At 68.0% G+C, this 14,393-nt stretch carries 12 protein-coding genes; 8 read left to right on the top strand and 4 right to left on the bottom strand.

Annotated features, from left to right (window positions below):
• The 7 genes from DMC61_RS18485 to DMC61_RS18455 all read left to right on the top strand — a co-directional run bounded on the left by DMC61_RS18485 (position 1) and on the right by DMC61_RS18455 (position 9,923).
• Positions 1–888 carry a sugar phosphate isomerase/epimerase gene (locus tag DMC61_RS18485; RefSeq protein WP_125690325.1) on the top strand — a complete coding sequence of 296 codons (888 nt, stop codon included), beginning with the start codon at positions 1–3 and terminating at the stop codon, positions 886–888.
• A gap of 14 nt (positions 889–902) precedes the next feature.
• Positions 903–1,919: a multicopper oxidase domain-containing protein gene (locus tag DMC61_RS18480; RefSeq protein WP_125690324.1), complete on the top strand. Its 1,017-nt coding sequence runs from the start codon at positions 903–905 to the stop codon at positions 1,917–1,919.
• Positions 1,920–1,938: 19 nt separating this feature from the next.
• Entirely contained in the window at positions 1,939–5,904 is a 3,966-nt protein-coding gene (locus DMC61_RS18475) for a ThuA domain-containing protein (RefSeq protein ID WP_125690323.1), read from the top strand.
• A 71-nt stretch (positions 5,905–5,975) separates the two neighbouring features.
• Entirely contained in the window at positions 5,976–7,868 is a 1,893-nt protein-coding gene (locus tag DMC61_RS18470; RefSeq protein ID WP_125690322.1) for a copper-binding protein, read from the top strand.
• A gap of 321 nt (positions 7,869–8,189) precedes the next feature.
• Positions 8,190–9,053 (top strand): sigma-70 family RNA polymerase sigma factor, encoded by an 864-nt coding sequence (locus DMC61_RS18465; protein ID WP_016331794.1) that lies wholly within the window; start codon positions 8,190–8,192, stop codon positions 9,051–9,053.
• A 28-nt stretch (positions 9,054–9,081) separates the two neighbouring features.
• Positions 9,082–9,558 (top strand): carboxymuconolactone decarboxylase family protein, encoded by a 477-nt coding sequence (locus tag DMC61_RS18460; RefSeq protein WP_016331795.1) that lies wholly within the window; start codon positions 9,082–9,084, stop codon positions 9,556–9,558.
• Positions 9,558–9,923, top strand: a complete 366-nt coding sequence (locus DMC61_RS18455) for a DoxX family protein (protein WP_125690321.1) — start codon at positions 9,558–9,560, stop codon at positions 9,921–9,923. The genes DMC61_RS18460 and DMC61_RS18455 overlap by 1 nt, the downstream gene beginning before the upstream one ends.
• A gap of 64 nt (positions 9,924–9,987) precedes the next feature.
• Here the strand turns inward: DMC61_RS18455 and DMC61_RS18450 are convergent, their stop codons facing one another.
• Positions 9,988–11,733 carry a BCCT family transporter gene (locus DMC61_RS18450; RefSeq protein WP_199750025.1) on the bottom strand — a complete coding sequence of 582 codons (1,746 nt, stop codon included), beginning with the start codon at positions 11,731–11,733 and terminating at the stop codon, positions 9,988–9,990.
• A 220-nt stretch (positions 11,734–11,953) separates the two neighbouring features.
• Entirely contained in the window at positions 11,954–12,097 is a 144-nt protein-coding gene (locus tag DMC61_RS41455; RefSeq protein WP_170064569.1) for a hypothetical protein, read from the bottom strand.
• 86 nt (positions 12,098–12,183) lie between these two features.
• On the opposite strand from DMC61_RS41455, the gene DMC61_RS18445 reads away from it, so the two are divergent.
• Entirely contained in the window at positions 12,184–13,140 is a 957-nt protein-coding gene (locus DMC61_RS18445; RefSeq protein ID WP_125690320.1) for a GlxA family transcriptional regulator, read from the top strand.
• A 9-nt stretch (positions 13,141–13,149) separates the two neighbouring features.
• On the opposite strand, the gene DMC61_RS18440 is transcribed toward DMC61_RS18445, so the two are convergent.
• Positions 13,150–13,338, bottom strand: a complete 189-nt coding sequence (locus tag DMC61_RS18440) for a hypothetical protein (protein ID WP_125690319.1) — start codon at positions 13,336–13,338, stop codon at positions 13,150–13,152.
• A gap of 85 nt (positions 13,339–13,423) precedes the next feature.
• Complete coding sequence (locus DMC61_RS18435; RefSeq protein WP_125690318.1) at positions 13,424–14,326, bottom strand: LysR family transcriptional regulator; 903 nt, start codon at positions 14,324–14,326, stop codon at positions 13,424–13,426.
• Between the last annotated feature and the right edge of the window lie 67 nt (positions 14,327–14,393).

The raw sequence follows: 14,393 nt of genomic DNA, 5'->3' as shown, positions 1-14,393 counted from the left end.
ATGTGCGGTGAAGAAGCTGAGCAGTTCCACTCTCGACGGGCGCTCCTGCGCGGCGCGGCGACGGCGGCGGTCGCGGTCGGCGCGGCGGTAGCCCTGCCGGGTGTGGCCGGTGCGGCCACCGAGGCGGAGACCCAGGGATCCGGCCACCACGGACGGGGCCGGGTCCCGGTGGAGAAGATCAGCATCCAGCTCTACTCCCTGCGCACCGCGCTGCAGGCCGATCTGCCGGGAACCCTGTCCGCGCTGGCGGACATCGGCTACCGGAAGGTCGAACTGGCGGGCACCTACGGCCGTTCGGCCGAGGAGTTCCGCGGTCTGCTGGACAAGAACCACATCAAGGCGACGTCCACCCACGTCGGCATCGACGGCGATCTCGACAAGACCATCGCGGACGCGAAGATCCTCGGGAACACCCGCGCCAACGTGCCGTGGGCGAACTTCGACACCATCGACGGCTGGAAGCAGTTCGCCGGCCGGATGGACACGGCGGCGCGGAAGTTCCGCCAGGCCGGTATCCCGCTCGGCTACCACAACCACGCGCACGAGTTCGCGCCCATCGGCGGCGTGCGCCCGTACGACGTGCTCACCAGGAACACGAACCCGCGGTACGTGCACCTGGAGATCGACCTGTTCTGGGCGGTGGAAGGCGGGATGGACCCGGTTTCGCTGTACCGGCGGCACTGCCCGCGCGTGGTGCAGTACCACGTCAAGGACCGGACCGCGGCGGGCGAGATGGTCGACCCCGGCAAGGGCGTCATCGACTTCCCGCGCATCTTCCGCCACACCCGTCCCCACCTCGCCGAATACATCGTCGAGCACGACAACCCCACGGATCCCCTGAGCACCGCCCAGACCGGATTCACCTATCTCCGTAACGTCCGCTTCTAACTGGGGAATCCACAATGGACAACAAGAAACGCGGGCTGTCCCGCAGATCGATGCTCGCGGGCACCGCGGCCGGGGTGATCGCCCCGGTCGTGGTGTCGGCCAGCGCCGGTTCGGCACCGGCCGCCGCGGCCGGGATGACCCGCAACATCACCATCTACGCCGACTACGTTCCCGGTTCGACCCGGGTCGGCTACGGGCTGGAGCCCGGCAAGCCGACGATCCCCGGGCCGCTCCTGGAGTGCTACGAGGGTGACACGCTGGTGATCGAGCTGGTCAACAAGACCGACAAGCGGCTGTCGATCCATCCGCACGGTGTCAACTACGACACCAAATCCGACGGTTCACCGTTCAACGATTCCTTCAACAAGCCCTACGAGACCAAGACCTACACCTGGAAGACCCGCACGGCCTACCAGGCGGCCAACGGTTTCTGGATGCCCGGCAGCGCGGGGTACTGGCATTACCACGACCACGCGTTCGACGGCGATCACGGCACCATCGGCCTGCTGAAAGGCCTCTACGGTGGCCTGATCGTGCGTAAACGCGGCGATCTGCTGCCCAGCAAGCAGTTCACCGTCGTGTTCACCGAGATGTGGATCAACCACCAGATCGCCCCGAACACGCCGATCTTCGAGGCGAACCTCGGCGAACGCGTCGAATTCATCTGCATCGGGCACGGCAACCTGATGCACACCTTCCACCTGCACGCGCATCGCTGGGCGGACACCCGCACCGGCATGCTCACCAGCGCGACCGACAACGCCCCGATCGTCGACAACAAGACCCTGGACCCCGGCAACTCCTTCGGGTTCCAGGTGATCGCCGGTGACGGCGTCGGGCCGGGCGCGTGGATGTACCACTGCCACGTCCAGCAGCACTCGGACGACGGCATGTCCGGGGTGTTCCTGGTGCGCAACGCCGACGGCGGGATGCCCGCGGGCGCGCAGGAGGCGATCGACCGCTTCAAGGGGCATCAGCACCCCACCACGTCCACGCCGAACGCCACCGGCGCCTCGGCCCACCACCACTAGTCTTGAAAGGAGCGAGAACTTGAGACGAGTATTTTCGCAACGCCGGCTCCGCAGACGGTCACTGGCCGCGCTCGCGGTCGGCGCCGTCGTCACCTCCGGCCTGCCGCTGGCCATCGCGCCGGTGGCCGCCGAAGCCGCGACGAACGTCCCGGTGAACGTCCTGGTCTTCCACGGTGCCGCCGCGGACCAGAAGGACCCCGTCCTGCGTGCCACGGACGCGATCGCGAGCCTGGGCCAGGCGAACGGCATCTCCGTTTCGTCCTCTTCGGACCCCGCGGTGTTCACGCAGGCGAACCTCGCGAAGTACCGCGGCGTCGTTTTCCTTTCCGCGCAGGGCATCACGCTCAACCGTGACCAGGAAACCTCGCTGCAGAACTACATGAAGGCGGGCGGTGGGTTCCTCGGCCTGTCCGACGCCGCGCGGGCCCAGGACGGTTCGCAGTGGTTCTCCGGGCTGATCGGTGCCCGTCCGGTGGGGGCGCGTCCCACGCCGGAGGCGGTCGCCTCGGTCACCGCGAGCGCGGAGAACGCGCCCAACGAGAGCAAGGAAAAGCTCGCCGACAACAACGAGAACACCAAATGGCTGGCGTTCCAGCCGACCGGCTGGGTCGCCTACAAGATGGCCGCCCCGGTCGCCGTGAGCAGCTACGACCTCGTATCGGCGAACGACTTCCCCGGCCGTGACCCCAAGAGCTGGACCCTGCAGGGCTCCAACGACGGGACCACGTGGACCGATCTGGACACGCGCACCAACGAGACGTTCGCCGACCGGTTCGTGAGCCGCAAGTTCACCTTCACCAACACCACGGCGTACGCGAACTACCGGCTGAACATCACCGCCAACGCCGGTGAACCGCTCATCCAGCTGGCGGATTGGAAGCTGTACAAGGACAACTCGACCACCCCGCCGCCGCCGGAGCCCGACCCGGCCCAGGCCACGGTCGACGTCCTCGACAAGGCGAACCCGGCTACCGCTGGCCTGCCGCAGAAGTGGGTGCGCACCGACCGGTGGCTCAACTGGGAGGTCAACCCGGTCGGCACCGTGCACACGGTCGCGCAGGTCGAGGAATCGACCTACAAGCCGGGTGTCGGCGCGAACGGCGCCTTCCACCCGATCTCGTGGTGCCGTGACTACGACGGCGGCCGCTCCTTCTACAGCGGCATGGGCCGGACCGAGGCGAGCTACGGCGAGGCCCAGTTCCGCAGTCACATCCTCGGCGCGCTCAAGTGGACCACCGGCATGGTGCGCGGTGACTGCAAGGCGGGTATCGCGGCCAACTACAAGGTCGAGCGCCTGACCGGGATCAACCAGCCCGGCCAGCTGGACCAGATGGGCGAGCCGCACGGGCTCACCATCGCGCCGAACGGCCGGGTCTTCTACATCGGCCGCGCCGCCTGCGCCGGCAACACGGTGCCCGCGCCGAACGACTGGACCAACCCCGAGATCGGCGCCGGCTGCGGCACGATCCACCAGTGGGACCCGGTCACCAAGAAGCCGAAGCTGCTCACCACGCTGAAGGTGATGGGCAACCGCGGCAGCGGCGACGAACTGGTCAAGAACGAGGAAGGCCTCCTCGGTCTCGTGCTGGACCCGAAGTTCAGCGAAAACGGCTGGATGTACGCCTACTGGATGCCGCACGCGTCGGTCGACATCGACAAGCGGATCGGCAAGCGCACGGTCTCGCGGTTCACCTACGACCTGAAGAACCAGACGCTGGACCAGGCGACCCGCAAGGACCTGCTGTCGTGGGACGTCCAGGTCCACAGCTGCTGCCACGCCGGCGGCGGCATGGACTTCGACAAGGACGGGAACCTCTACATCGGTTCCGGTGACAGCAACTCGTCGCAGGGTTCCAACGGGTACTCCGGCAACAACTGGACCCAGGACTACAAGGGCGTCTCGTTCCAGGACGCGCGCCGCACCGCCGGTAACACCAACGACCTCAACGGCAAGATCCTGCGGATCCACCCCGAGGCCGACGGTACCTACACCAACCCGGCGGGCAACCTGTTCCCCGAGGCCAACGACCCCGGGAACAAGACCAGGCCCGAGATCTACGTGATGGGCGTGCGGAACATCTCGCGTCTGCAAGTCGACAAGAAGACCAATTGGCTGACCGCCGCTTGGGTCGGCCCGGACGCGTCGTCGCCGAGCCCGGAGCTCGGCCCGGCCAAGTACGAGACCGCCACGGTGATCACCGAGGCGGGCAACCACGGCTGGCCGTACTGCATGGGCAACAAGCAGCCGTACCGCGACCGCAGCAGCACCGACGCCGCGGTGCTCACCGGCTGGTACGACTGCGACAACCCGGTCAACACCTCGCCGCGCAACACCGGCCTGGTGAACCTGCCGCCGATCAAGAAGAACATGATCTGGTACGCGCCGGACGGCGGCGGGCCGGTGTTCCCCAACCGCCCCAACAGCTCCGTCCCGACGTACAACGCGGCCGAGGCCACCTACACGCAGCCCTACCTCAAGGGCGGCGGCCAGGCGGTCATGACCGGGCCGACGTACCACCGCGACCTGGTCAACACCAACAGCGGCGTCGCGTGGCCCGCCTACTGGAACGACAAGTGGTTCATCGGTGACCAGAGCAACGGGCAGAACCGGATCGCGGTCACCCTCGACCCGAACGGCGTCGCGAAGCAGGATCCGCCGGTGTTCGCCGAAACCGTGCGGCAGATCATCCCGACCGGTGGTGGCGACACCAAGCTGAACCAGTGGATGGACGCCAAGTTCGGGCCGGACGGGGCGCTGTACGCGCTCGACTACGGCGGCGGCTTCTTCACCCTGACCAACAACCAGAAGCTGCTGAAGATCAGCTACACCGGCGGGGAGGCCACCCCGGCCGCGGCGGCTTCGTCGACGATGGTGCAGAACAAGCCGCTCACCGCGGCCTTCACCGGGTCGAAGTCCGGCGGCGTCTCCTACAAGTGGGAGTTCGGCGACGGCACGATCTCGACCCAGCCCGACCCGCGGCACACCTACCCCCGCACCGGGCTGTACACCGCCAAGCTGACCGTGACCTACGCGAACGGCGAGACGGTGACCACGCGGAACTCGGTGAGCGTCGGCTGTCTCGTGGCGGATTCCAGTGCCACGGTGACCATCGGCGACACCGACACCGGGGTGACCAACCGCAACGCCGGTGGCGGCTGCACGGTCGACGACATGATCGACGACGAGAGCACGTGGACCTCCCACGCCGGTTTCGTCAACCACGTCACGCAGGCCGTGGACCGGCTCGGTGACCTCGGGGTGCTGAACGCGGCCGAGTCGGACAAGATCAACGCCGCGGCCGCCGCGTCGCCCATCGGCAACAAGGGCGTCACCGGCTACGACGCAATCTACGACGGCACGCCGGAGTCGTTCCGGAACTGGTCGCAGGCGCCGTCCGGGCAGTTCGCCATCCAGCCGGACGGGTCACTGCGACCGTCGGGTGGGCTCGGCATGCTGTGGTACTCGGCACGGCAGTTCGGCAACTTCTCGGTGAAGCTGCAGTTCAAGGACATCGCGCCGACCGGCAGCGCCAACAGCGGTGTGTTCGTCCGGTTCCCGGATCCGCGGACTCCGCTGGAGCAGCGTCCGCCGGGTAGCTGCGGCACGGTCGGTTCGGCGAGGACGTCGCAGGCCTGGGTCGCGATCTACTGCGGCCACGAGGTGCAGCTGTACGACGGGGCCACCGGTGAGCCGCAGAAGACCGGGTCGATCTACAACTTCGACCCGCGGCCGCTGGACCAGGCGGGCGTGAAGCCGAAGGGGACCTGGAACGAGTACGAGATCAAGGTCGTCGGGCAGAAGTACACGATCATCCGCAACGGCGTGGTGATCAACGAGTTCGAGAACGCGCCGGGTATCCAGTCGTCGCGGGCGGGCGATCCGTCCACGGACTTCCGGCAGTTCGTCAGCGGGTTCATCGGTCTGCAGAACCACGGTGACAACGACCTGATGGAGTTCCGCAACATCCGGGTGCGGCAGCTGTAGCGCGAAAGCCGGCCGGGCGCGCGGGTTCCGTGTGCCCGGCCGGTGTCCCTTGTACGGAAGGTTTCCCTGCGATGTCCCCAAGAACCCTCGTCGTGGCCCTGGTGGCCGCGACGCTCGCACTGGCGGGCCTGGTGTTGCCGGGCTCGTCCGCTCCCGCCTCCGCCGCACCCGTCCAGACCCTGGAATGGACCGCGGGCGACAGCACCGACCACTACCTCAGCGCGCCGTCCACCGCGGTGGCCGGTGAGACCACGATCGTCTTCAAGAACACCGAAGAGCTCGGCTCGACGATGTCGCACACGCTGACGTTCGACACCTCGACGCCGGGCTACAACCACGACGTCAACCTCAACATCCTCGCCAACCCCTACGACGACAAGAACGGCGTCCACCAGGCCACGGTGACGCTGACCCCGGGCAAGTACCGGTACTACTGCACGATCCAGGGCCACACCAAGATGATGGGCGAGTTCGTCGTCACCGGCGAGCCGACCCCGGACACCACCCCGCCGACCGTGACCGCGAACGTGACCGGCACCAAGGACACCGCCGGGAACTACGTCGGTTCCGCGACGGTGAACCTGTCCGCGTCGGACAGCCAGTCCGGTGTGGACAAGGTCGAGTACCAGCTCGACGGCGGCGCGTGGACCGCGTACACCGCACCCGTGGCGGTCACCGCCGCCGGTGCGCACATGGTCCACTACCGCGCTTCGGACAAGGCCGGAAACGTCTCACCGGAAGGGATGTCGTCGTTCACCGTCGTCACCGGGCAGCCCGGCGACACGACACCGCCGACGGTGACGGCCGAGGTCACGGGGACCAAGGACGGTGCGGGCAACTACCTCGACACCGCCACGGTGAAGCTCACCGCCACGGACGCAGGCTCCGGTGTCGACAAGGTCGAGTACAAAGTGGACGAAGGCGCGTGGACCGCGTACACCGCTCCGGTCGCGGTCACCGCGCCCGGGATGCACATGGTCTCCTACCGTGCTTCGGACAAGGCGGGCAACGTCTCGCCGGAAGGCATGGCGCACTTCACGATCGTCAGCGGTGACACCACCGCGCCGACCGTGACGTCCGAGGTGACCGGGACCAAGGACACCGCCGGGAACTACGTCGGCAAGGCGACCGTGACCCTCACGGCCACCGACGCAGGCTCCGGCGTCGGCAAGGTCGAGTACAACCTGAACGGCGGCCCGTGGCTGACGTACTCGGCACCGCTCGCGCTGACCGTCGTCGGCGCGCACACGGTGAAGTACCGCGCCACCGACAAGGCGGGCAACGTCTCGGCCGAGGGCACGGCGACGTTCACCATCGTCGAAGGCGACGACAGCACCGCACCGGTGGTTTCGGTGGTGGTGAGCGGTGATCTGGACGGAAGCTGGTCGTACATCGAGGACGCGACCATCAACCTGACCGCGACGGACACCGGGTCCGGGGTGGACAAGATCGAGTATCAGCTGGACGGTGGGGCCTGGACGGTCTACACCGCGCCGGTGAAGGTGACCGCGCTCGGCACGCACACGCTGACCTACCGCGCGTCGGACAAGGCGGGCAACGTGTCGGCGGAACAGGGCGGCTCGTTCACCATCGTCGCCGCGCCGCCGGGCCCGGACGCCTGCCCGGACTCCGACCTCCGGGACACCGTGATCCTCGGGACGGCGGACAGCCAGGTCGAGAACCGCGACACCGGTGACGGCTGCACGATCAACGACGTGATCGACGACGAGTCGGACTACTCGTCGAACGAGCAGTTCGTGACCTACGTGCGGGCCGTGACCCAGGAACTGTTCGACGGCGGGATCGTCTCGTCCGACGAGCGGAACCTGATCGTCACGGCGGCGATCGACTCCGGCATCGGCGGCACGACCGCCGAGCCGGAGCCGGAGCCCGGCAAGAAGAAGCCGGAGACGAAGAACCCCGGCATGAAGAAGACCGTGAAGACGCCGATCCGCGACGTCTGAGCGAAGCTCGGCCCGGCTCCGCAGGGCTGTGCCGAATGTGGTGAAGGGGCCTTTCCTCGCATACGAAGCGGGGAAAGGCCCCTTCGCGTCGGCCTGGGTGACGGGACACCGAACTCGCGTGATCAGGCACGTGACTCGCGTGCTTGGACACGGAACTCGCGTGCTTGAGCACGGGACACCCGAGTGCGGCGTCCAGACACGTGAGTTCCGTCCCCAATCACGTGAGTCACGTCCTCAAGCACGCGAGTCACGGAGTCGGTTACCTTTCTCGCGTCGCGCTCGTCATGTCCATGACGGGTTCGGCGCGAGAAAGGTATCGACATGACCGGCGAAGCCCTGGCCAGCGCTTTTGAGGAACAGCGCGGGCGTCTGGTGGCCGTGGCCCAGCGGATGCTCGGCTCCCGCACGGACGCCGAGGACGCGGTCCAGGAGGCCTGGCTGCGGCTCGCCCGCCAGGACGCCGACACGATCGACAACCTGTCCGGCTGGCTGACCACCGTCGTCGGCCGCGTCTGCATCGACGTCCTGCGCTCCCGCAAGACCCGCCCCGAGGATTCCTACGACGAGCCGCCCGAGTTGCTGGTGCTCGACGACTCGCCGGAAGAAGACGCGCTGCTCGCCGAATCGGTCGGGGTGGCGCTGGTCGTGGTGCTCGACACCCTCGGCCCGGCCGAGCGGCTGGCGTTCGTGCTGCACGACCTGTTCGCGGTCTCGTTCGCCGAGATCGGGGAGATCCTCGGCAAGTCGGCGGACGCGGCCAAGATGCTCGCCAGCCGGGCCCGCCGGAAGGTGCGGGGACAGCGTCCGGCCGACGAGCCGCGGCAACGCGCAGTCGTCGAAGCGTTTCTCGCCGCCGCCCGCGAAGGGGACTTCGAGGGGTTGCTGGAGATGCTCGACCCCGACGTCACCTGGCGCTCGCGGAGCCGTCACGGCGAGGTCGTGCGGCTCGGCGCGGCGGAGGTGGCCACGCGGGTCCAGCGCGGAGCGCGCGCCGCCGGCACCACCCGGCCCGCCTTGGTCAACGGCAAACCGGGCATCGTGTCGTGGAGCCGGACCGGCAAGCTGCTGGGCGTCATGGCCTGCACCATCGTCGACGGCCGCATCGTCGAAATCGACTCCGTCAGTGATCCACGTCGCCTCGCCGCCATGGGTGTTACCTCTCGGAAGTCCTCCTCGTCGAAGTAAGTGAAGACCGACGAGAAGGAGAAATCCCATGCAGGCAAGGATCGATTACCTCAAGACCGCTCTCGCGCCGAAGCTGGTGAAGCACCTCGTCTCGGCCGCCAAAGTCCTCGACGGGAGCGAACTTCCTTTGGCGACAAGGGAACTGGTGAACATCCGGGCCAGCCAGATCAACGGCTGCTCGGGCTGCCTCGACATGCACACCAAGGACGCGGCGCACGCGGGGGAGACCACGACCCGGCTGAACCTGGTCGCGTGCTGGCGCGAGGCGACGGTGTTCACCGAGGCCGAACGTGCCGCGCTGGAACTCACCGAACAGGGCAGCCGTCTCGCCGACGGCAGCGGTGTCACCGACGAGGCGTGGGCGGCCGCCGCCAAGCACTACGACGACGAGCAGCTCGTGGCGCTGGTGACCCAGATCGCGCTCATCAACGCCTTCAACCGGCTGAACGTCATCACCCGGCAGCCCGCCGGTGACTACACGCCCGGCCAGTTCGCGGCGCACTGATGGAAACCGCGCTGTGGATCGTCGCCGGTCTGCTGGCCGTGATGTATCTCGTCTCCGGCGTCGGAAAGCTGTTCCTGCGCAGGGAAACGATCGCCGGGGTGGCCTCGGGGGCGGGCTGGGTGCTCGATTTCAGCCCCGGCACGGTGAAGTTCATCGGGGTGGTCGAGATCCTGGGCGCGGTCGGCCTGGTCGTTCCTGCGCTGCTCGACATCGCCCCGCTGCTGGTGCCGCTGGCGGCCCTCGGACTGGCGCTGGTCATGGCGGGCGCGCTGGTCGTCCGGCTGCGTCGCCGCGAGCCCCTGATCGCGTTGCTGGACCTGGGTTACCTCGCGCTGTGCGCTTTCGTCGCCATCGGACGTGCCTGAAACGCGTGAAGGCCCCCTTCCCTCGGCTCAACCGAGGAAAGGGGGCCTTCACGCGGGATCAAGCTCAGGTGCGCTGTTTCGACCGGCCGAGGATACGACGACGGCCGTGGCCGTTGGTGCGCTCCTCGTGCAGTTCCTTCAGCGACAACATCATCGCGTCTTCCTGCTTCATCAGCGGATCGTTGCGCAGGTCCTTCCAGACCGACACGCACAACCCGACCATCACGAACACGAACGGCACCGCGATCAGGATGGTGAGGTTCTGCAACCCGGTCAGCGCCTTGTCCCCGCCGACCAGCAGCATCACCGCCGCCACGGCGCCCATCAGCACGCCCCAGAAGATGACGACGCTCTTCGTCGGATGCACGCTTCCGCGCTGGGACAAGGTGCCCATCACCACCGACGCCGCGTCCGCGCCGGAGACGAAGAAGATGGACACCAGGATCATCACCAGGATCGCGATCGGGATGAACCACGGCAGCGTCTCGAGGAGTTCGAACGTCGCCGACTGGGCACTGCCCGCGCCCGCGATGTCCGTGCCCGCCCGCTGCCTGCTGATCGCCGCACCGCCGAAGATCGCGAACCAGATCAGGCTCACGATGCTCGGGATCGCGATGACACCGAAGATGAACTGCCGGATGGTGCGGCCGCGCGAGATCCGCGCGATGAACATGCCGACGAAGGGCGTCCACGAGATCCACCACGCCCAGTAGAAGACCGTCCAGCCGCCGAGCCACGTCTGCATCTCCTCGCCGCCGGTCATCCCGGTACGGCCGGACATCTCCGCCAGCTCGCGGAAGTAGTCGCCGATCGCGCCGGGCACGATGTTGAGGATCAGCACGGTCGGCCCGACCACCAGCACGAACACCGCGAGCACCGCGGCGAGCACCATGTTGATGTTGGACAGCCACTGGATCCCCTTGGCCACCCCGGACACCGCCGAAGCGATGAACGCGATGGTGAGGATCGCGATGATCGCGACCAGGAGGCCCTTGCCGGGGTCGTCGATCCAGCCGACGGCGCCCATACCGCCACCCACCTGGAGCGCGCCGAGACCGAGCGATGCGGCCGAGCCGAACAGGGTCGCGAAGATGGCCATGATGTCGATCGCCTTGCCCAACGGGCCTTCGGTGCGCCGCTTGCCGATCAGCGGCGCGAACACCGAACTGATCAGCTGGCTGCGGCCCTTCCGGAAGGTGCTGTACGCGATCGCGAGGCCGACGACGGCGTAGATCGCCCACGGGTGCACGGTCCAGTGGAACAACGTCGTCGCCATCGCGGTGTGGACGGCTTCGTCGGAGTTCGGGGCCGCGGTGCCCGGGGGCGGGCTCGCGAGATGGGAGACCGGTTCGTACACACCGAAGAACATCAGGCCGATGCCCATGCCGGCGCTGAACATCATCGCGATCCACGACGACGTCCGGAATTCGGGGAGTTCCTTGTCCCCGCCCAGCGGGATCCGGCCGTAGCGGCTTATGGCCAGACAGACCGCGAAGAGCACGAAACCGCTCGCGGTCAGCACGAAAGCCCAGCCGCCGTAAGGGATCACGGCGTCGTTCAACAGGGTCGACGCGACACTCGCCAGGTTTTCCGGGGCCAGCACGCCCCAGACGATGATCGCGAGCGCGAGCACCGCCGCCACACCGAAAACGGTGCGGTCGGTCTCGGCGGGTCGTTCGGACGCGAGGTCGAGGGGGACGTGCTCATCGGGCGGGTGGCCCGGGCCCGTCGTGTCCGGTGCGTGGGCAAGGTCGGCCGCGGTCTCCGCGACGACCTGTTCTTCCGCTTGTTTACCGTCCTGCGAACTCATGTTCAGTGACGCGCCGACTGCGGCGCGCTCTCCTTCCGCCCGAGTTAACCCGTTTGCACCACTGCACCCTAACCAGAAAACTGGTAACCGGCAGAAAATGCGGGCGAAGAGGTTTAAACCGGTGATTGTGGGCTTGACCTCGGCGGATGCGAGCTCGTCAGACGGTCTCGGCGGGGAACGTGTCGCTCGTGACACCGGCGCGGTGCCCGCGTAAGGGGTTTCAGGCCGTGGCGCCTCCTCGCCAGAAGGGCCGGCCGAGCGGATCGCCGCCGGCGGCGTCCGGGCGGCCCTGCCGCGCGTGATTGCGCTCCAGCAGGTAGGTGACGAGGGCGATCAGGGCGAGGGTGACGATGATTGCGGTCATGGCAGTAAGTTTGCGCCGCTCGACATCCTGCCAAAAGTGGCAGTTCTGTCGTTGTGCGACAAAATCCTGCCAGCTATGCTCCGGGCATGCTGAAAAGCGTCGCCGTGGTGCTGCTGGACGACTTCGCCCCCTTCGAGTTCGGTGTCGTGTGCGAGGTGTTCGGCTACGACCGCACCGATGACGGAGTGCCGCTGCTCGACTTCCGCGTGTGCGGCGAGCGCGCCGGAGAACCGCTCAGCCTCGGGCACGGCGTGAAGGTCACCCCGGAACACGGTCTCGAGGCGACCGAAGACGCGGACCTCGTCGTCGTCCCCGCCTGCGACGTGCGCGACGAGTACCCGCCCGCGGTGCTCGACGCGCTCCGTGCGGTCTCGGCGCGGGGTGCCACGCTGCTTTCGGTCTGCACCGGCGCGTTCGTACTGGGCGCCGCGGGGCTGCTCGACGGGCGGCGATGCACGAACCACTGGCGGCACAGCACGCGGTTCCGGGAGCGCTTTCCCGAGGCGCGGCTGGATCCCGACGTCCTCTTCGTCGACGACGGCGACATCATCACCAGCGCCGGAACGGCCGCCGGTATCGACGCGTGCCTGCATCTGGTCCGCCGTGAACTCGGTTCCGCCGCGGCCACCGCGATCGCCCGGCGCATGGTGGTGCCCCCGCAACGGGAAGGCGGGCAACGCCAGTTCGTCGAGGTGCCGATCCCGGAGTGCACCGGGGACAGCCTTCAGCCGGTGCTCGCCTGGATGCTCGACACCATCGACCACGAACATCCCGTCGCCGAACTGGCCCGCCGGGCCCGGATGTCCGAGCGCACCTTCGCCCGCAAGTTCGTCGCGGAGACGGGCACCACACCGCACCGATGGCTTTCGACACAACGGGTTCTGCACGCGAGGTCACTGCTCGAAGAGACGACGATGAGCATCGACGAGGTCGCGCGCCGCTGCGGCTTCGGTTCGGGAGCCTTGCTGCGTCACCATTTCCACAAGGTCGTCGGCGTTTCCCCGCAGGACTACCGGCGGACCTTCGCGCCGCAGCGCGTTTGACGCTCGCCTTCAGTCCTTCGGCGCCTTGTTGAACAGACCGAGGGATTGCGCGAACGCCGCGCCACCCGCCAGGAGGACGAGCGGCAGCGTCTTGGCCCAGAACGCGCCGACGTCGAGCGAGATGAGCAACGCGAGCAGCCCCGCCGCCAGGGCAGCCAAGACGAGCATTCCCAGTGCGAGGCGGGGTTTCGAGACCATGTGTCCTCCAGGAAACGGGTTCGGAAGAGCCAGCTTCGCGACGGTTCCGAGGGAGAAAGAGGTCATTTTTGCCCCGCCCGGGGTTTCAGAGTGAGCCCCAGGCGCGGGCGCGTTCCAGCAGCCGGTCGCGAATGAGGGTCACGACCGGCCGCACCGTTCCCGGCCGGTGCGCGAGGTAGATGGTGTTCAGTGGCGGCACTTCCGGGGTGTGCACTGTCGAGACCGAGCCCGCTTCGAGCGCGGCCGCGGCGATGTAGCGCGGCAGCACGCTCGCCCCGGCGCCCGCGACGACCACCGCGAGAATCGCGCGGAGATCGGGCACGACCATCGCGACGCGGTTCGGTGGCCGCCGCCCGAATTCGCTGCGCCAGTAACGGCGGATGATCGGCAGATCGCCGGCGTAGGCGATCAGCGGCAGATGGGCCAGCGCCGGCACCGGGTCGGCGGCGAGCAGCGCGGGATCGACGCTCCGGGCGAGCGCCGGGGCGGCGACGAGCACGAATTCCTCGTCGATCAACGGAATCGCGGTGATGCCGCGCTGCCGCGGCCGGACCGACGAGATGACGAGGTCCAGGCGCGCGGCTTCGAGGGCGGCCAGGAGTTCGTCGGCGAGGCCGAGGGTGACGGTGAGCCGTAGCCCGCGTTCGGTCAGCGGGGCGAGCGCGGGCAGGAACCGCGTCGCCATGCCGTCGCTCGCGCCGCCCAGCGCCACCTGTTCGCGGTACTGGACCTCGTCGTCGCCCGGCGTCAAAGCACCCCGCAGTTCGTCGATCCGGGTACCGATCCTGGCGGCGAGTTCGGCCGCGCGAGCGGTTGGCGCCGCACCCAGCCGTGACCGGACGAAGAGCTGCTCGCCGAGTTCCTCTTCGAGCTTGAGCAGTTGCCCGGTGACGGCGGGCTGGGTCAGGCCGAGCTCCGCGGCGGCCGCGGAGAGCGAGCCGAGGCGGTAGATGGACAGGAAGGTCGCTAGCCGGTCCAGGTTGGTCATGCAAGCCACCTTCCATAAGAAATCTTATGGATCGTAGTCGTCGGCGCGGAGTGCTCGCGGCAAAGAC

The organism is Amycolatopsis sp. WAC 04169, assembly GCF_003947535.1.
GTDB classification, from domain to species: Bacteria; Actinomycetota; Actinomycetes; order Mycobacteriales; family Pseudonocardiaceae; genus Amycolatopsis; species Amycolatopsis keratiniphila.
This window is presented reverse-complemented; position numbering and strand designations above follow the sequence as displayed.